18 protein-coding genes are annotated in these 18,454 nt (G+C 31.8%); 5 read left to right on the plus strand and 13 right to left on the minus strand.

Going from position 1 to position 18,454, the window contains the following annotated elements:
* Positions 1-199 precede the first annotated feature (199 nt).
* On the minus strand, positions 200-1,825 hold the full coding sequence (locus PYW35_RS07245) for a glycine betaine uptake BCCT transporter (RefSeq protein WP_016911651.1): 1,626 nt from the start codon (positions 1,823-1,825) through the stop codon (positions 200-202).
* 195 nt (positions 1,826-2,020) lie between these two features.
* Here PYW35_RS07245 and mscL point away from each other — a divergent pair, with 195 nt between their 5' ends.
* Positions 2,021-2,380 carry a large conductance mechanosensitive channel protein MscL gene (mscL, locus tag PYW35_RS07250; RefSeq protein ID WP_016911652.1) on the plus strand — a complete coding sequence of 120 codons (360 nt, stop codon included), beginning with the start codon at positions 2,021-2,023 and terminating at the stop codon, positions 2,378-2,380.
* An 81-nt stretch (positions 2,381-2,461) separates the two neighbouring features.
* On the opposite strand, the gene PYW35_RS07255 is transcribed toward mscL, so the two are convergent.
* From PYW35_RS07255 to sbcD, 3 genes are all read right to left on the minus strand, one after another.
* Entirely contained in the window at positions 2,462-3,082 is a 621-nt protein-coding gene (locus PYW35_RS07255) for an SCO family protein (RefSeq protein WP_103322475.1), read from the minus strand.
* A gap of 95 nt (positions 3,083-3,177) precedes the next feature.
* On the minus strand, positions 3,178-6,201 hold the full coding sequence (gene sbcC / locus PYW35_RS07260) for an exonuclease subunit SbcC (protein ID WP_103322476.1): 3,024 nt from the start codon (positions 6,199-6,201) through the stop codon (positions 3,178-3,180).
* Position 6,202: 1 nt separating this feature from the next.
* Positions 6,203-7,330: an exonuclease subunit SbcD gene (gene sbcD, locus PYW35_RS07265; protein ID WP_103322477.1), complete on the minus strand. Its 1,128-nt coding sequence runs from the start codon at positions 7,328-7,330 to the stop codon at positions 6,203-6,205.
* A 69-nt stretch (positions 7,331-7,399) separates the two neighbouring features.
* Here sbcD and PYW35_RS07270 point away from each other — a divergent pair, with 69 nt between their 5' ends.
* Positions 7,400-7,912 carry a DUF2621 family protein gene (locus PYW35_RS07270; RefSeq protein WP_390894089.1) on the plus strand — a complete coding sequence of 171 codons (513 nt, stop codon included), beginning with the start codon at positions 7,400-7,402 and terminating at the stop codon, positions 7,910-7,912.
* 18 nt (positions 7,913-7,930) lie between these two features.
* On the opposite strand, the gene PYW35_RS07275 is transcribed toward PYW35_RS07270, so the two are convergent.
* The 6 genes from PYW35_RS07275 to sosA all read right to left on the minus strand — a co-directional run bounded on the left by PYW35_RS07275 (position 7,931) and on the right by sosA (position 12,258).
* The gene (locus PYW35_RS07275; protein WP_016911657.1) at positions 7,931-8,401 is read right to left on the minus strand and encodes a CcdC family protein; all 471 of its coding nucleotides are present in this window, start codon (positions 8,399-8,401) and stop codon (positions 7,931-7,933) included.
* A gap of 38 nt (positions 8,402-8,439) precedes the next feature.
* Entirely contained in the window at positions 8,440-9,126 is a 687-nt protein-coding gene (locus PYW35_RS07280; RefSeq protein ID WP_016911658.1) for a cytochrome c biogenesis CcdA family protein, read from the minus strand.
* A 176-nt stretch (positions 9,127-9,302) separates the two neighbouring features.
* Entirely contained in the window at positions 9,303-9,533 is a 231-nt protein-coding gene (locus PYW35_RS07285; protein WP_016911659.1) for a YneF family protein, read from the minus strand.
* A 126-nt stretch (positions 9,534-9,659) separates the two neighbouring features.
* Positions 9,660-11,648, minus strand: coding sequence for a transketolase (gene tkt, locus PYW35_RS07290; protein ID WP_103322478.1), 1,989 nt, complete (start codon positions 11,646-11,648; stop codon positions 9,660-9,662).
* A gap of 85 nt (positions 11,649-11,733) precedes the next feature.
* Positions 11,734-11,970, minus strand: a complete 237-nt coding sequence (locus PYW35_RS07295; RefSeq protein WP_103322479.1) for a DUF896 domain-containing protein — start codon at positions 11,968-11,970, stop codon at positions 11,734-11,736.
* A gap of 78 nt (positions 11,971-12,048) precedes the next feature.
* Positions 12,049-12,258 (minus strand): DNA damage-induced cell division inhibitor SosA, encoded by a 210-nt coding sequence (sosA, locus tag PYW35_RS07300; RefSeq protein WP_016911662.1) that lies wholly within the window; start codon positions 12,256-12,258, stop codon positions 12,049-12,051.
* 144 nt (positions 12,259-12,402) lie between these two features.
* Between sosA and lexA the strand changes: the two genes are divergently transcribed.
* Positions 12,403-13,023 (plus strand): transcriptional repressor LexA, encoded by a 621-nt coding sequence (lexA, locus tag PYW35_RS07305; protein WP_016911663.1) that lies wholly within the window; start codon positions 12,403-12,405, stop codon positions 13,021-13,023.
* A gap of 309 nt (positions 13,024-13,332) precedes the next feature.
* Here the strand turns inward: lexA and PYW35_RS07310 are convergent, their stop codons facing one another.
* The 3 genes from PYW35_RS07310 to PYW35_RS07320 all read right to left on the minus strand — a co-directional run bounded on the left by PYW35_RS07310 (position 13,333) and on the right by PYW35_RS07320 (position 16,379).
* Positions 13,333-14,349, minus strand: a complete 1,017-nt coding sequence (locus PYW35_RS07310) for a CAP domain-containing protein (RefSeq protein WP_103322480.1) — start codon at positions 14,347-14,349, stop codon at positions 13,333-13,335.
* Positions 14,350-14,368: 19 nt separating this feature from the next.
* A complete protein-coding gene (gene guaC / locus PYW35_RS07315; protein WP_103322481.1) occupies positions 14,369-15,346 on the minus strand; it encodes a GMP reductase in 978 nt (325 codons plus the stop codon).
* Positions 15,347-15,434: 88 nt separating this feature from the next.
* The gene (locus PYW35_RS07320; protein WP_016911666.1) at positions 15,435-16,379 is read right to left on the minus strand and encodes a metal ABC transporter solute-binding protein, Zn/Mn family; all 945 of its coding nucleotides are present in this window, start codon (positions 16,377-16,379) and stop codon (positions 15,435-15,437) included.
* 161 nt (positions 16,380-16,540) lie between these two features.
* Between PYW35_RS07320 and rpmG the strand changes: the two genes are divergently transcribed.
* Both rpmG and PYW35_RS07330 read left to right on the plus strand, forming a co-directional pair.
* Positions 16,541-16,690, plus strand: coding sequence for a 50S ribosomal protein L33 (gene rpmG, locus PYW35_RS07325; protein ID WP_083840518.1), 150 nt, complete (start codon positions 16,541-16,543; stop codon positions 16,688-16,690).
* A gap of 205 nt (positions 16,691-16,895) precedes the next feature.
* Positions 16,896-18,341 (plus strand): amino acid permease, encoded by a 1,446-nt coding sequence (locus PYW35_RS07330; RefSeq protein ID WP_016911667.1) that lies wholly within the window; start codon positions 16,896-16,898, stop codon positions 18,339-18,341.
* Positions 18,342-18,454 lie beyond the last annotated feature (113 nt).

Below are 18,454 nucleotides of genomic sequence, written 5' to 3' on the forward strand. Positions count from 1 at the left end.
TTATGATACGGAACCATAAGTTTTACTTATGTATATTCAGTTATTCATAATAATTAGTTATTAATTGATAACTATTATCAACTAAAGGACTAAAATCTTTCGGGAAAAGTGAAACCATATACAAAAAAATTGAGGTTGAGACAATTATTTTGTCTCAACCTCAATATATCATGCTTTAATTTAAAAGATGCTTATTAATTTAATCTTCCATTTCTCTCTCTAAACGTCTTTGTTCTTTGAGTTCTTGTTCATACTCACGTTTAGATTTTTCTACGTATTCTTTCATACGATGTTTATTTGGTGTAATGGATAAACCAAGATATTTTCTTTCTTGGTTAGCATCTTTATAAAACGCAATTATCATTAATATGATAATAAAACTAAATGGGAATGCCGATATGATCGCTGCAGATTGTAAAGCACCTAGTCCGGCATTACCGCCTGATAGTAACAATACAAATGCAATCAATGACTGAGCTATACCCCATATGACTTTTACCATACCTGATGGATTTAATGAACCGTGAGTCGTTTGCATTCCAAGTACAAATGTAGCTGAATCAGCAGATGTAACAAAGAATATACAAACTAACGCTAATGCTAATATAGATAAAGCTGTACCCATTGGCATTTCATTAAATACACCAAACAACTGAGTTTCTGTTGACATTTTAAATACTTCTGGTACTTTTTTACCGACTTCGATACCTGTAACGCCAAATACACTAAACCAAATAAAACTAATGATTGTAGGTACAAGCATAACGCCTAAAATAAATTCACGAATAGAACGTCCTCTAGATACTCGTGCGATAAATATACCTACGAATGGACTCCAACTCATCCACCAACCCCAATAGTAAAGGGTCCAAGTATTTAGCCATTTATTTTTTTGCTCATTTAATGGTGCAACATCAAAACTATTAAATAAGAAACCGTCAAACAGTGCACCTGTTGATGATGTAAACATATTTAAGATTAAAATTGTTGGACCTAAAATTAAAGTAACAACTAATAATATTGAAGCTAAAACTAGATTTGTATTACTTAAATATTGAATACCTTTACTCAAACCACTCCAAGCACTAGCTAGGAATAGTATAGTAACAATAATAATAATAATCCCTTGTACAACAATGTTATTTGGAACACCAAATAAGTATTCTAAACCACCATTGATTTGTAAAGCACCCATACCTAATGAAACTGCAACCCCTACTACTGTTGCAAATACAGATAATACATCAATGATCGTACCTATCGGGCCATCAACTTTATTTCCTAATAATGGTCTTAAAGTTTTAGATAATAAGCCTGGTTCACCTTTTCTAAATTGTGCATAAGCAAGTGCTAATGCTACAACTCCATAAATGCCCCAAGCATGGAAGCCCCAATGTAAGAAAGTAGAACGCATTGATTCAGTCATTGCTTCTCTTGTTTCTGGATCAGCAGTTGGAGGTGATAGATAATGAGACATCGGTTCAGCTGCTCCATAAAAGACCAAACCTATACCCATTCCAGCACTAAATAACATCGCAAACCATGAAACTGTATTGAATTCTGGTTTATCCTGTGGTCTACCAAGTTTCAACTTACCAATTGGGCTGAATATGATAAATATACAGAAAAATACCATACCAATAGTAATAATCATGTAGTACCAACCAAAATATGTAGAAATCCAACTACTAATGTCGCTTGTTACATCGCCAAACTGTGTTGGAAAAATAGCTCCAATTGCCACAATAATACCTATAACAATTGCAGATGCCGTAAAAACATTCGATAGTTTCCTACCATTTGGTTGCATTGGCATATTAGACATTTTCATTCTCCTCTCAAATTTACAAACTCGTATTTATGTATTCCCGTTTTGACTGTTCATAATCCTATTAATTTTAAAAGTCAATATAAAACAGCAACATGCAACACTTTAACAAATAATAGGAATAAAATCAAATTGACTATTTCAATTTTTAGTAGTTTAATGTATGATAATGTCGACAAGGAGGTGTTTAATATGTCATTATTAAAAGAATTTAAAGACTTTGCGTTGCAAGGTAACGTTTTAGATTTAGCAATCGCCGTTGTTATTGGTGCTGCCTTTAACAAAATTGTTACATCATTAGTTGAAAACGTCATTATGCCACTTATTGGTTTAATATTCGGAGAAGTTGACTTTGCTGAAAAATGGTCACTTATGGGTATTAAGTATGGTTTATTCATACAATCTATTATCGACTTCATAATAGTTGCCTTCGCTTTATTCATCTTTATCAAAATTGCAAATACTGTAATGAAAAAAGGTGAAGTTGAAGAAGAAGTTGACGAGCAAACTGTATTACTTACAGAAATCCGCGATACTTTACGTGAAAAGTAAGTTTTACATATTAGTAAATAAAAAGCACCCATTAATCGCCTTAAGACGGTTAATGGGTGCTTTTTATTGTGGATGTTTATACTAATCTTCAATTGGTCCTTCTTCTACTAACGTTTTCACATCTGCCACAATTTCTGATTTTGGAAACTTTTTATCTCCCGCGTCTTGACCGCTATACGACTTAACAATCTTACCGTTTTGATCAATTAAATAGAAGCTTGTACCATGCGTAACTTGTGTGCTACCTTTTGGCGGCGGTGCTACTATTGACTTAAAGTTATCTTCTGCATATTGCTTAATAAACTTGAAATCGTAATTTGTAAGCAATGTCCATTTATTTGGAGGCACATTGTATTGCTTAACATAGTCTTTCAATTTCTTAGGTGTATCATTTTTAGGATCTACGCTAAAACTTATAACGCTATAATCCTTCACACCATCTTTTTCTAACTCGTCTATTACCGTGCTCATGTTATAAGTCATGGGTGGACAAACTGTCTCACAGTTTGTAAAGATAAAATCAGCTATATAAACTTTACCTTTCATGTCTTTCTGTGAAAACTTATCCCCATTTTGATCAGTAACATTAAAAGACTGCATTTTATTACCGAATTGACTATCTGGTTCAATCGCGTTATTGCTACACGCGCTTACGATTAACATAATGCCCGCAATTAAACTCAATAATATTCCCTTTTTCATCTCAACACTCCCATAACTCTGTTACTTAAAATATATCAAATAAAATTCTCTACTTAAATACGTATTTTAAGCTATTTATGTCTTTGATGTGTCAATCAGTTATAACTAAAAGATGTTGTGCTTAAAAATCCATTTTTATTAACTTTTAAAATAGTCGGTATTCTCGTCTTCAATTCCGATACGTGTGAAATAATGCCAACTAAACGACCTGATATTTGTATGTTAACTAAAGTATCTAATGCTGTTTCTAAAGTTTCAGAGTCTAATGTACCAAATCCTTCATCAATAAACATCGATTCTAAATGTATCGCACCCGCTTCTTGCTGCACAACATCCGATAAGCCTATCGCTAAAGATAAAGAAGCTTGGAACGTTTCTCCACCTGACAACGAAGTAATATGCCTTGTTCTATTAGAAAAACGATCAAATACTTCTATCTCTAACCCACTCAGTCCTTGAGACTTTTCTTTTTTGCGCACAAGCTGATATCTATTATTCGTCATTCTAAGGAAATGTCTATTAGCATTATCTAAAATATGATTTAAATAATAAATAAGCACATAATTCTCTAAAGATAATTTCTGACTGTTTTTACCATTCATAATTCTTGATAGCTCAATCATTTCTGCTTGCTCTTGTAAATCATGCTCAATCTTATCTACTACACCTTTTATAGCAGTTGATTTTTGCTTGTTTTGATCTATTTTCAATTGAAGCTGATTCAACTGCTTAACAATGACCGATAACGTTTCTTTTGCATCATTCAATAAATGCTCAGTTTTCAAAGTATCTGGTCTTTCTTTATCCTTCACTTTTTTACCTAATTCTTTAACAACCGCTTCTACTTCTATATATTTTTTATCAAATTGGTTAATTTTTTCTTCATGTTCATCAATGTCATTAATTTGTTGTAACAACTCATCTAATTGTTCATAAGATGTAATTTGATGTTGTTCCATCTCTCTGCTTAAATAATCACGTGTTAATTTGATTTGTTCCTCTATCATCGATTTACGCTCTTTAACAGTAGCTGCTTTCATTTGAAGGCCTTGCTTATCTTCTTTGCACTTGTCCACTTGAACATTTAATTGATTTAACTCGTCATCATATACTGTTAATGCTTTTTCATATTGCTGTACTTGCTTCTCAAATTGTACGACCTCATCAAATTTTGTTTCTTGCTTAAAATAGATGACATCATTCTCATATATCGTTATTTGGTTTTTCAAATCATTCAGTTGCAATTCATTTTGCGTTAAACCTTTTTCAATGTCGTGAATTTGGTTTTGCAAACTTTGCTTATATTGTCTACGCTCTCTATATAGCTGAATCTCATTTACGAGTTGATTAATTTGTTCCGTCGTATTGTCTATTTCTGTTTGTACGTCTGAAATATCCATTAATTTGTCTAACTGTTCTTTCGTTAATTTCAATCTTTCGTTATAAGTTGTCATCTTATAAATAACACCTTGTAGGCTTTGCTCCACTTCTAATTGTTGAGCTTTCTCTTTTCTTAAACTTTCAAAATCATAATCTCCATTAATCGTTTCAATCATTGATCCACATATAGGACAATCATCACCTTGATGTACATGCTGTTGAATTTTTAAAATTTCATCTTCTACACTTAATATGTCAAACTGTCGCTTAACTTTTAGCTTTTCTTCAAAATGAGCTTTCTCTTTTTCCAGTTTAACGAGTTCACTTGTATATGCTTGCTGTTTTTCTAATAATTCAAGCTTTTCATGATACTGCTTTTGTTTAGTTTGAAGATCTTGTAAGTTGAGCTTTAACGTTTCTTGGTGTTTTGTCTTATTTTGTTCTTCAGACTCATCGTAACTGATAGCATTAAGTTTATTTTTAAAAGTTTGTAATTCTTGTTTATCTTTATCTGTCTCTTTATTCAATGCTTGTTGTTCTTCTATAACTTTTGGAAGTTTAGTTTCCGCTTCTAGATACTTATTTAAACTCATTTTGATATGTTTAGTATTTTGCACAAATTGTCTATACTGTTCTATCTTCACACTATCCTCATTTAATTTTGAAAGACGCTCTGTTAATTCATTTAATTTCAACTTATTACGTTCTATACTTTGTTGTAGTTCCTCTTCATTCTTTATTTCGAGATTTAACGCCTGTTCTTTATCTGTTAATTGATTATATTGATATGTCATGCTTTGAACTGTTTTTAAATACTTTAAATGTTTTCGTAAATCATTGATTTCTGCTTCATCTTTTCTTAATGCTTTTAGTAATGCTTCTTTTTCATATAAAGTGTTAAAGTTTTCGTTTAATGTTTTTTCGTTTTCAAAAGCTTTCTCTATTTCACTAACTTGTTTTTCTTGCTTCTCTTTCTCTGCTAACGACACTTTTAACTTTTCATTACCCACTTTATCGTATAAATCTATTGAAAGCATGATTGTTTGATATCGATATCCTTCAATAGCCTTTATATCTTTGAGATGTTCATCTTCAAAGTCGTGCATATCACTCATATATTGAGATATTTTTTGATAATGACTTTCTATTAGCGCTAATTCCTTCTTCATCTCTGATTCTAACTGTTCTTGTAATTCTTCAAACCTATCACTATCAAATAGCGTTCTAAGTATACTGCGCTTATCCGTGCTATTTGATACTAAAAATTGTTTGAACTCACCTTGTGGGAGAATAAGTATTTGTCTAAACTGCTTCACATTCATATGTAATAACTGCTTTAAGTAATCATTACTAGTATTAATAGACTTTGTCTCGAGTTCCCATTTGTCATTTACTTTCTTATATACTTCAACAGTAGCATTCGTAGGATTCTTATTGCCTTCTTTTATGTATTTTACCGTTCTCGTAACGAGGTACGATTCACCTTTAATTTCAAATTCAAACTGAACTTCTGTAGGTAACTTTGGATCTGCAAAGTGACTTCTCAAATCTACTTCTTCTCTGGACTCTGTAGATGTCTTACCGAACAATGCATATACCATCGCATCAAAAATCATCGTTTTACCTGATCCTGTCTTACCACATATTAAGAAAAGCTGGGATTTAGATAAATGTCTAAAATCAACTTTCTCATCAATAAACGGGCCAAAGTATTGCATATTTAATGATAAAGGTCTCATATTATTCAGTCGCTCCTTTATTCAGATGTTTTTCTAGCAGTTGAATGACTTTATCTTTCTTAATACCTTCTAATGTTTCTTCAGTCACATGATTATAGAAAGATTCAATAATTTCAAGATCACTTAATGTATGCACATCTACATCTATCTCATCATATGCTACTTCATAATCTTGTCTTGATATTTGTAGCGTATTAGGATAAATGTTTCTAATCTTCATTAGTGGATCCGTCACATGATCCATATCTGTTAACTTAAAATGAAAGTAGTCATCTTTATTTTTAATTTTAACTTCCTCATGTATAACATCCTCATAGCGCGCATTCACAACATTAAATGAACGTCTTGGTTCAAGAGGGATAAATGTTTGCTTAAATCCTTTTTTCTCGATATCAAATAATCGATAACCTTTTGCCTGATTTGCCTCAGAGAACGAATATTGCATTGGCGTTCCCGCGTAAAATATATAATCTGATTGAATTGCAAACGGGTGATGTAAATGCCCTAATAATACCGCATCAAAAGCATTAAATGTATTTGCAGTAACTGTTTCAATTGTACCGATTGAAAGTGGTCTTTCAGAGTCTGATGATGCTCCACCTGCTACAAACAAATGTCCAATTAATATATTTGTTTCGTCTTTATTCATAACCTTCTCTATTTCACCAACAATATGTTCCGTCGCTTCTTGATGTGTATGGATGTCCTTAACCTCGAATACTTGTCTTACGTCAGCTGGTGTAAAATAAGGCATAACATATATATTGACGTCATTCATTTTTATAGGTTCCAATAATTGATCATAACTCGTCATGATTTTTAAACCTGTTTTTTCAAACCATTTTTCACCGTAATTAAGACGCTCTTTTCCGTCATGATTACCACTAATTGCGATGATTGGTGTATCAAGTTCTAAATTAATCATTGATAATGCATCTTCCAAAACAACCATCGCTTCTTTATTAGGATAGTGTAAGTCATATAAATCACCGCTAATTACAACAACATCTGGATTATGTTCTTTAATTGCATCAAATAATTGATTGAGTATAAATTTTTGGTCTTCTATTAATGATTGGCCATTAATCGTCTTACCGATGTGCCAGTCAGCAGTATGTAATATTTTCATTATAATGCTCCTTTACAAATATTTGTTAGACAGGTTGAAATGCTTCATTTATACTTAATTTAAGGAGTGATTTCATTGAGTAACGCATTTATATTTTTTATAGTTTTATGGTGCATAGTATTTATTTCGTTACTTGCAATTGGTGGATTCTTTATGTTCCGTAAATTTTTAAAGCGCATGCCTAAAGATAACGGTATGAGTGAACTAGATTGGCAAGAATATTACATTCATAAGGCTTTACCTTTATGGAATGACGAGGCGCGTAGTTTATTAAACGAATTAGTTTCACCGGTACCTGATTTATTTAGAGATGTCGCTAAAGAAAAAATAGGTGGTCGAATATCTAAAATAGCTTTAGAAGAACATGCCACAACAATTGAACTCGATCATATTATGCGAGGTTATATAGTAGCGACACCAAAAAGGGATCACAAATTTATGAAGAAAAAGCTAACAGAACTTAATATTGATTATACACCATATTTAAATTTGTTCGAATTAGCAGACGACGAAAAAAATAAATTTTCTATCTTTGATCATAGAGAAGAAATTTCCGAAGCAAAAACAACGCACACTCAATAGATGAGTTGTGCGTTGTTTTTAATTTACGATAGACATTTGGTCTTTTAACTTTTTATATTTTAAATACATAGCTATTCTCCACGGTACAATCATGCTAAATGCTAGCAAGAAAAACATACCTGCTAATTGACCTGGATCAATTGAATCACTTAAGAAGAATTTACCTACACTTCTGATGATTAATAAAGTAATCAAAATGACTGGAAACAGTTTAGATCGTTTCATGTATATTTTTGAATCTTTAATTTCAAAGTTCGAAGTAAAAATCAGAAACAATGAAAAGAATAACCCAACTAAAACGGCTTCTATAATTTCTCCACCATTTAATCTGAAATATGGCACCACATACATTAATGCACCTGTTGCCATAAAAAACGGCGGCAATACAATTTTTTTAGTATTAGTTGGATAATTTTGAGCTTTCATTCTAACAACAATAACTGCTAAACCCATTAAAGCAGCTATTACAAATGAAAAAAGCAAATACATATCTAAAACCCCTTATAAGTACGAAATTTCATTTATGGTTATTCCAAACCTATAGATTGGAAAAATATCGTTATCTCTGTTAACAAATCAAAGAACAATAATATCCCCATAATTATCATAATTATACCACCAAACTTCATGATAGCAACATTGTACTTTTTAATAATTTGTAATTTTGTTATAAAGAACGTCAATACAAAGAATGGAATACTAAATCCTAGCACATATAACAACATATACAATAATGCTTGTGAAGAGTTAGTAGCTGCTAATGTGCCAATTGCTGCGATAATTGGTCCGTTACAAGGTGTCCAACCTGCTGCAAATGCCATACCAATTAAAAATGTACCGACATAACCTGATGGCTTAGTTTTAAAATTAATTTTACGGTCTTTCATTAAAAATTGAGGTTGAAATACACCTAATATAATGAGACCAAATACGATGATAATAATTGCACCTATTTGTCTTATTAAAGTTTGGTAGTTAATGAGCATACCCGAAATATATCCTATACCCATACCTAATATCATATAAATGAAACTAAATCCTATTAAAAAGGTAATTGTATGTAATATCGCATTACGACTAAGTCCTTTACTTTTCAAATCATCATAACTCATTCCAGTTATATATGAAACAAATGCAGGATAAATTGGTAATACGCAAGGAGATACAAAACTTAATATGCCTGCACCAAACGCTACAAAAACTGTTAATTCCACAATCGTCCCCCCTCACTCTTAATTCTATTCTATCAAATTACAAATAAGTTAAAACACTTTTATTTGAACAATAAGTGAAACCTCAAGATAAAAAGCCAATTACACGATAATAGTGTAACTGGCTTTTAAAAATATCACGATTATACGTTTTATTTTTACTTATGATTAATATAAGACTATTTAGTTTTTTGATCCATATTCTTATTCATCATTGTCATCATTTGGTTAATTTTCTTTTGAGATGGTTTTTGACCCATTTGCATCATCATCATACGTAACATTTCTTCATTAATTGGTGGATTCTTTTTCAAGTAATCCATCATATATTTACGTGCAAGGAAAAATCCAATTGCAAGCCCACCGATTAATGCCACGATGATTAATAATATAGCTAACCATGTTGCCATTATTTCACCCACTTTCTGTATCCTTTAAAAGTTTACTAAATTCATTACATTTTATCAAGACGAAACTTGATGTTTAAAATAAAAAAGCCTCAGCCAAATTTCTTGGATGAGGCTTTTGTTAAATAATTAGAAGCTTAATACTTGATTTAATACGTTTTCTTTAGTGAATCCGTATTTTTCTACGACTAGGTCACCAGGAGCACTTGCACCGAATGTATCAATGCCAATAACTTTACCTTCAAGACCTACATATTTATGCCAACCTAGAGATGAAGCCATTTCTATAGCGACACGTTTCGTAATTGAAGATGGTAGTACTGATTCTTTATACGCAGCATCTTGTTGATCGAAAGCATTCCAGTTAGGTAATGATACAACTTGTACCCCTTTACCTTGTGCTTCGATATCTCTTGCTGCATCTACAGCTAAAGATACTTCTGAACCAGAAGCTAGCAATAAGTATTCAGGTTCGATTTCTGAACGATATACAACATATCCGCCTTTACGAACTCCTTCTTCTAATACTGATTCTTCAACATCTAAAGCAGTTAAGTTTTGTCTTGTTAAAACTAATGCTGTTGGTGTTGATTTAGATTCTAACGCAACTTTCCATGCTACTCTTGTTTCGTTACCATCAGCTGGACGAATAACATTTAAGTTTGGAATTGCTCTTAAACCAGCTAATTGTTCTACTGGTTCATGAGTTGGACCATCTTCACCTACAGCGATTGAATCATGAGTAAATACGAATGTTGATGGTATGCCCATGATTGCTGAAAGACGAACTGCTGGTTTCAAGTAGTCACTGAATACGAAGAATGTTGCACCATAAGGTTTAACACCACCGTGTACAGTCATACCATTAACTGCTGCTGCCATTCCGAATTCACGAACACCGAACCAAATGTTACGTCCTTCTGGTGTTTCGCTGTCAAAGTCTGCTTCGTCTTTAACATTTGATTTGTTTGATGATGCTAAGTCAGCTGAACCACCAAAGAATGCAGGAACTGATTTACTTAAGGCTTGAATCACTTCTCCTGAATCTGCACGGGTAGCACTACTATTGCCAGCATCATAAACTGGTAATTCTTTAGCATAATCAGCTGGTAATTCATTAGAGATAGCTTGTTTAAATGCTTCACCTAATTCAGGATATGCTTTTGTATATTCTTCAACTAATTTATCCCAAGCTGATTCATCTTCGTTAGCACGTGTTAACATTGTTTCGCTAAATACATCATAGACTTCTTGTGGTACATTAAAGCGTTTAGAAGGATCTAAGCCGTATGCTTTCAATGCTAATTCACGTTCTTCTTCTCCAAGTGGATTACCGTGAACACCATTTGTACCAGCTTTATTAGGAGAACCGTAACCTATAACTGTTTTGATTTCGATCATCGTTGGACCTTCTAAAGTTTTTGCTTCAGTGATGGCTTTATCAATAGCTTCAAGGTCATTGCCATCTTCTACTAAGATATAACTCCAACCATATGAAGTGAATCTTTCTTTAACATTTTCAGAGAATGCTTTATTTAAATCACCATCTAATGAAATATCATTAGAATCATATAGCGTGATTAATTTATCAAGTTTCAAATGACCAGCTAATGAAGCGGCTTCGTGAGAAACACCTTCCATTAAATCGCCATCACTTGCTAATACATAAGTGTAATGGTCTACTACATCATAATTTTCTTTATTAAATTTACCTGCTAAATGTTTTTCAGCCATTGCCATACCAACACTCATAGCAAAACCTTGTCCTAATGGTCCAGTTGTAACTTCAACGCCATCAGTATGATTAAACTCTGGATGTCCAGGTGTTTTTGAATCCCATTGTCTAAAGTTTTTCACTTCTTCAAGTTCTAAACTACCTGAAACATGTAATAAACTATATAATAACGCTGAACCATGTCCTGCAGATAGAACAAAACGGTCTCTATTAAAATAGTTTTTAGACTGAGGATTAAAATTTAAATGCTTAGTCCATAAAGTATATGCCATAGGTGCTGCACCCATTGGTAAACCAGGGTGTCCTGAATTTGCTGCTTCAATAGCATCTATACTCAAAGCACGAATTGAATCTACTGCAAGTTGATCTTTTTCATTAAACATAAATGTAGTCTCCTTTATTCTTGTAATCCCTTTTCATTATACATGAAAAAAATTAGAAAATTAATTATTATCTCTTAATTTATATTTATTTCCTAATATTATTATTTTTTTGAATTTCTTTTACTTTTTCAGGTGTTACGTCATTTCCTTCTGGATCTATTACTTTAGTATTTTCTATAGTGCTTTTGAAGTTTCCTCTAAAAGCTTGTAAATACTCTGCTCGCAATTTAGTTTGTTCTTTAGCTTCTGTCTCTGACAAACCTTCTGTCTTTTTTTTATTAGCGAGTTCATTAATTCTATCTATTTTAGTTTTTTCTAACATTTTATCCCCACTTTCTACATACATAAAAGATACCAAAAAACACGAGTAAATCCAAATGGATTTACTCGTGTTTTATAATTAATCTATAGACCCTACTATTGTATTTGAATCAGATAAATGATTAGGTTGTTTATGTTCGTGTTGTTTAATTTGATGATCTGTCATCTCGTACGTCTGTTCTGTTGTATAGATATCATTTGACTGAGCTAAATATAAATATCCTATTAATAGAGTCATTAAGAATACTGCCACATATACTAATATTGTCTTCTTAACTGTAATTGTCATAATCAATTCCCCCTAGAACGTTTGTTTGTATTTTTATGATAACAGAACAACTGTTCGTAGTCAATAAAAATACGAACAAATGTTTGTTCGAAGGAAACGTATGTGCTATAATATGGTTAAATAATTTATTGGGAGCGTGCGACTATGAAAGAATTAACTAAACGTCAATCTGAAATATATCAATTCATCAAACATATAGTACATACGAAAGGTTATCCACCTAGTGTACGTGAAATTGGTTTAGCGGTTGGCTTAGCATCAAGTTCTACAGTACATGGTCATCTATCTAGATTAGAGGAAAAGGGATATATCAAACGTGACCCAACTAAACCTCGTGCAATCGAAATAATCGAAACAACTGGTGAAAACATTAACCAAGAGAATACTATCCATGTTCCGGTTATAGGTAAAGTTACAGCAGGTATTCCAATTACAGCTGTTGAGAACGTTGAAGAGTACTTCCCATTACCTGCTCATTTCACTTCTACTCATAATAGCAATATCTTTATTTTAGATGTTATTGGAGATAGTATGATTGAAGCTGGCATACTTGATGGTGATAAAGTAATTGTTCGCAGTCAATCCATTGCAGAGAATGGAGATATTATCGTTGCCATGACTGACGATGATGAAGCAACTGTTAAACGCTTCTATAAAGAAGAAACAAGATATAGACTACAACCTGAAAATAATACAATGGAACCTATTTATTTAGATAACGTAACAGTATTAGGTAAAGTCGTAGGATTATTTAGAGAAATGTAACCATATAAAAAAGGAGATGCAATCGCATCTCCTTTTTTTCATATTCCCTTTATCGAGTTCTTATTACTAATGTCATATATTTATGAAACATCTTTTTTATTTAATAATTCTTTAATACGTTCTAATACATCTAAATCTTTATGCTTTATTTCTTTACTTTCCATGTAAAACTTCCCCTTTATATGTTATTCCACCAATCAAATTATTAGAAACAACATGTGTTAAACATTTAAGGAAATATGAAATATGACTTATCTCGATACAATTATATCAAAGTTGCTCAGATAGAATATTTATCTATCTCTCTTCTTATTGTTGTGTGATGTAGTTTTCCGTCCAATAAGGCTGTAAATCTTCGCCTATATCAACACCTACACCTAACTCTTTATAATCTTTATTTAAAATGTTCTTTCTGTGTCCCAGTGAATTCATAAGACCATGATGTGCATAAATACTACTTATTTGACCATATGCTAAGTTTTCACCAGCAGTAATATAGTCAAAGCCATCATTATCTAATCTATCAAATGGAGATAAACCTTGTTTATTAGTATGATCAAAATAATCGTTATCAACCATATCTTGACTATGCTTTCTTGCAGTTTGACTTACATTTTCATTATAAGATAATGTCGGTAAGCCAAATTGAACACGCTCAGCATTTATAAGATCAAAGTTTTGTAATTCTAATGCATTTTTATAATCATCAGATCCTGCATGATATTGGTTCGTTCGTTTATCTTCAGTTGATGATGCTATTTGCATTATACCTTTAATTTGATTATTCTCATGTTTATCATAAAAAACGGTTGTATAGATGTTATCAAATTTGAAAACATCGTAATCTTCATCATTTTGAATGAGCTTCACTTTTTCTTTTTGAATTTCTTTTTCTGGTTCACCAAGTATAGAACGAACTTTTTCCTTGTTCATTTTACTTGTGATCCCTTTTTGGGATGTTATTAAGTCTTGGTTCGTATATAAACCTGTTACTTTGTCATTATCATAACTTACCATTACAAATTCATGGTAATCATTATGATATACATGCCATTTCTCGTTATACTCATTAGCGGTTATACGCTTTGGTTTGCCAAGTTTCTTTTCAACTTCACTTTTTGTTTGATTGATTTGAATATTATTAATCGCAAACTCTTGGTCATTTGGTGTTTTAAGTTCAACTTTTTCAGCTGTTTGTTCGTGTAGTAATCCCTGTTGAACGGTTAATACTCTTTGTTGAATTTGTCTAGACAAATCTGAATCAGGGACAGGCTTGATCAATGTTACAAACAATAACAATAAAAATAAGTAAAATACTTTTTTCAAGTCGTCACCTCACCTATATTTAGTCACGGTCACCATTAAAGATTGAATTTCGTACAATTACGTAGTCAACTTTTGTAATAGAATGTAAGTCTTTTCCACCTGCATATGAAATCGAACTTTGTAAATCCTGTTCTATTTCAACTAAAGTATCTTTTAATGAGCCTTTATGTTCTACAAACATTTTTTTACCTTCTACGTTTTTACGTTCACCTTTTTGGAACTCAGACGCACTACCAAAATACTCTTTATATAATTTACCTTCTAATTCAACTGTTTCACCTGGTGATTCCTCGTGCGCAGCAAATAATGAACCAACCATTACCATGCTTGCACCAAATCTGATTGATTTAGCGATGTCACCATTCGTTCTAATACCACCATCAGCAATCATAGGTTTTCTAGCAGCTTTACTACATGAATTAATAGCAGCTAATTGCCAACCACCCGTTCCAAATCCAGTTTTAATTTTAGTGATACACACTCTTCCTGGTCCAATACCTACTTTAGTAGCGTCTGCACCAGCATTTTCTAGCTCACGAACACCTTCAGGCGTACCAACATTACCAGCAATTAAAAATGTTTCTGGAATGTGTTGCTTAATGTGTTTAATCATTCTAATAACTTGCTCAGAATGACCATGTGCTATATCTATCGTTATATATTCAGGAACTAGTCCCTCATTAGAAAGTTGTTCAACAAAAGTATATTCATTGTCTTTTACACCTACAGATATAGATGCAAATAAGTTTTGACTTTGCATTTTCTTGATAAATGGGATACGTCCCGCTTCATCAAAACGATGCATGATATAAAAATAATCGTTACTAGCAAACCACTCAGCGAGTTCTTCATTCATAACTGTTTGCATGTTAGCTGGTACTACTGGTAATTTAAATGTTTTTGGTCCGAATTTAACAGAAGTATCGCATTCTGAGCGACTTTCTACTATACATTTGTTTGGAATTAATTGTACATCTTCATAATCAAAAATTTTCATATCAATGACCTCTTTCAAAACTATTAATAATAATCCATTAGTTACTATACATGGTTAACTGCTAAAAGTAAACGAAATAAGTCTATTATTATTTATTTAATGCTTTATCAAGTGTTTTTATATTTTCTTCCATTAAAGATTGATACGAGATATTGTTCTCTTTTTCTTCGTCTTTAGTTAGTACCTCTAAGTTATGGAACTTGAGTGGTTTGCTATCTGTATCTTTTTTAATGATATCTGTAATTTTTGAACTTACATTTTGTTCATATAATATATATGGTGTTTTAGCTTGATTAATATTTTTTATAATTTCTAGTATTTCTTTTTGACTAGGTTCTTCATTATTCATTCCGGTAACACCAGTTTGTTTAAAATGATATCGATTAGCTAAATAACCTAAAGAGTCATGAGATATAAACACTGTATCTCTTTTTGGATGATCTGTAATGTTTTTTAATTTTTGATCAATGCCATCAATCTCTTTAATTAATGTTTTGTAATTTTCCTCATAGTCTTTTTTATGTTCAGGATCCTTTTTAACAAGTTTATTCTTTATCGATTTAGCCGCTTCTTTATTAGCGATAGGATCTAACCAAATGTGAGGGTCTTGTGCGTTTACTTCTTCTTCACCATGATCATGTTCATGTTCCTCCCCATGCTCGTGATGATGTTCTAATAGGTCACTTTCATTTAATTTCGAAATGGCTTCTAATTTATGATCATCATTTTTAATAGTAGAACTTATCTTTTTAGAGACTGGATCAAGTTCATTAGATGAATATATAAAAAGATCACTTTTAGCAACATTAAGCATTTCTTTTTGAGTTGGTTCATAATTGTGTAAATCTGTTCCGCTTGGGTAAATCGAATCTACTTCGACATGTTCTCCCCCAATTTGTTCAGCAAAGCTTTCATAAGGATAATTTGTAGCATAAATTTTTAATTTGTCATTTTTGGAAGATTGATTTCCACAGCCCGATATAAATACAAGAATTACAATCATTAAACTTAAACTTTTGTAGATACTTTTCATCTGATAACTCCTAATTTAGTATTTTCTTTAATTATAACAATATACGCTTTTACACTTCATATCGCAATCATATAAAATCAAAATAATTTCGTGTTGATAACCATTTTGAAATGTGATAAAATTTAAAACGTAATGATTACTGAATAGAAAGGCTGATGAACATGCGTGTCAATATCACGTTAGCATGTACGGAAACTGGCGACAGAACCTATATTACAACTAAAAATAAACGTACTAATCCAGAGCGTATTGAAATGAAAAAATATTCTCCAAGATTAGGTCGTCATACGTTACATCGCGAAACTAAATAAGTTCTTATTTTTAAGCAATATACGACATAAAAAGTCATTTCAACTATATGAAATGACTTTTTATTTTTTATCTTTCTCTTTTTTTATCGCTTTAAAGCATTTATGCGTTAAAATTTTTGTTGCTTATTTTATGATTACCTAATAAAATATAATGTATATTTTCATTTCAGAAGAGTTTTCAAATATAGAAAGTATGGTGATTTATATGGAAGAAATGAAACGAGGATTAAAGACAAGACATATATCTATGATCGCAATCGGTGGATCAATTGGTACTGGCTTGTTTATGGCTAGTGGTGCAGTAATTACACAGGCTGGACCTGCTGGTGCACTTGTAGCATATTCTATTATCGGTGTTATGCTTTACTTTTTAATGACCGCTATTGGTGAATTGGCAACATTCTATCCTGTTTCAGGATCATTTAGTGCTTATTCAAGTAGATTTATAGACCCGTCTGCTGGCTTTACAGTTGGCTGGTTATACTGGATTATATGGGCACTCGTAACAAGTGTAGATATTTTAACAGCTGCAAAAATCATAACATACTGGGATGTTTTCCAAAATATCAATCCATTTGTGTGGAGCATCATTTTTCTAGTTATTTTATTTTTACTTAATGCTTTTACAGTAAAAGCATTTGGGGAAGCTGAATATTGGTTAAGCTTTATTAAAGTAGCAACTATTATTATCTTTTTAATAGTAGGTGTACTTATTATATTTGGTATTTTAGGTGGTAACGAACCACTAGGTTTAACAAACTTCACATATAAAGACGCACCTTTTGTGAATGGCATGTCAGGATTCCTAGGTGTACTTCTTGTAGCAGGATTTAGTTTTGGTGGTACAGAAGTTGTTGCTGTAACTGCTGGAGAATCAGAAAATCCTAAAGAATCTATGCCTAAAGCAATCAGACAAGTATTTTGGAGAATTTTATTATTTTACATTTTAGCAATTGCAGTTATTGCAGCTATCATTCCATATACAGACCCATTATTATTAAACAAATCAAATACAGTTACACAAAGTCCGTTTACGATTGTATTTGATAGAGTTGGCATTGCTTTTGCCGCTTCAATTATCAATGCAGTCATATTAACCGCGCTTATTTCAGCAGGTAATTCTGGATTATATGCAACAAGTAGATTACTTTACTCATTGGCACAACATAAGCAAGCACCAAAATTTATTAACAAATTAAACAAAAATAACATGCCATTTATTTCGTTATGTGTGACAATCGTGTTAATCTTTTTATCCATTATATACGCAACTATCAATACAGATGGATACTACAGATTGTTAAACATGCTTGGCGCACTCGTAACACTCGTATGGTTGATGAGCATCATCAGTCATATTCGTTTAAGAATGGCAATTAAAAAGCAAGGACAATCAACAACCGATACATTAGAGTATAAAGCACCATTGTATCCATTGGGACCTATAATTGTTATTGCTGTCATTGCCTTTTTACTAATTGGTCAATCATTTGATAGTATTATGACGTTAAACTACCCAGTATTAATTGAATCATTCTTACCAATCATTTTAGGAATTGTTGTTTATTTCGTTCATAAAATCACGACAAAATCTAAAATTATCAAACTTAAAGATATCGATTTATCTAAACATCAATATAATAATAAATAATGAAAAGCATTCACTCAGTTATATTTTGAGTGGATGCTTTTCTTATTTTTTTATTTATGCACTTATAATTTAGTGATGAACTTTTTCATATGGCATCATATATAGTATAATAA

The sequence above is a fragment of the Mammaliicoccus vitulinus genome, assembly GCF_029024305.1.
In the GTDB taxonomy this organism is placed as follows: Bacteria; Bacillota; Bacilli; order Staphylococcales; family Staphylococcaceae; genus Mammaliicoccus; species Mammaliicoccus vitulinus.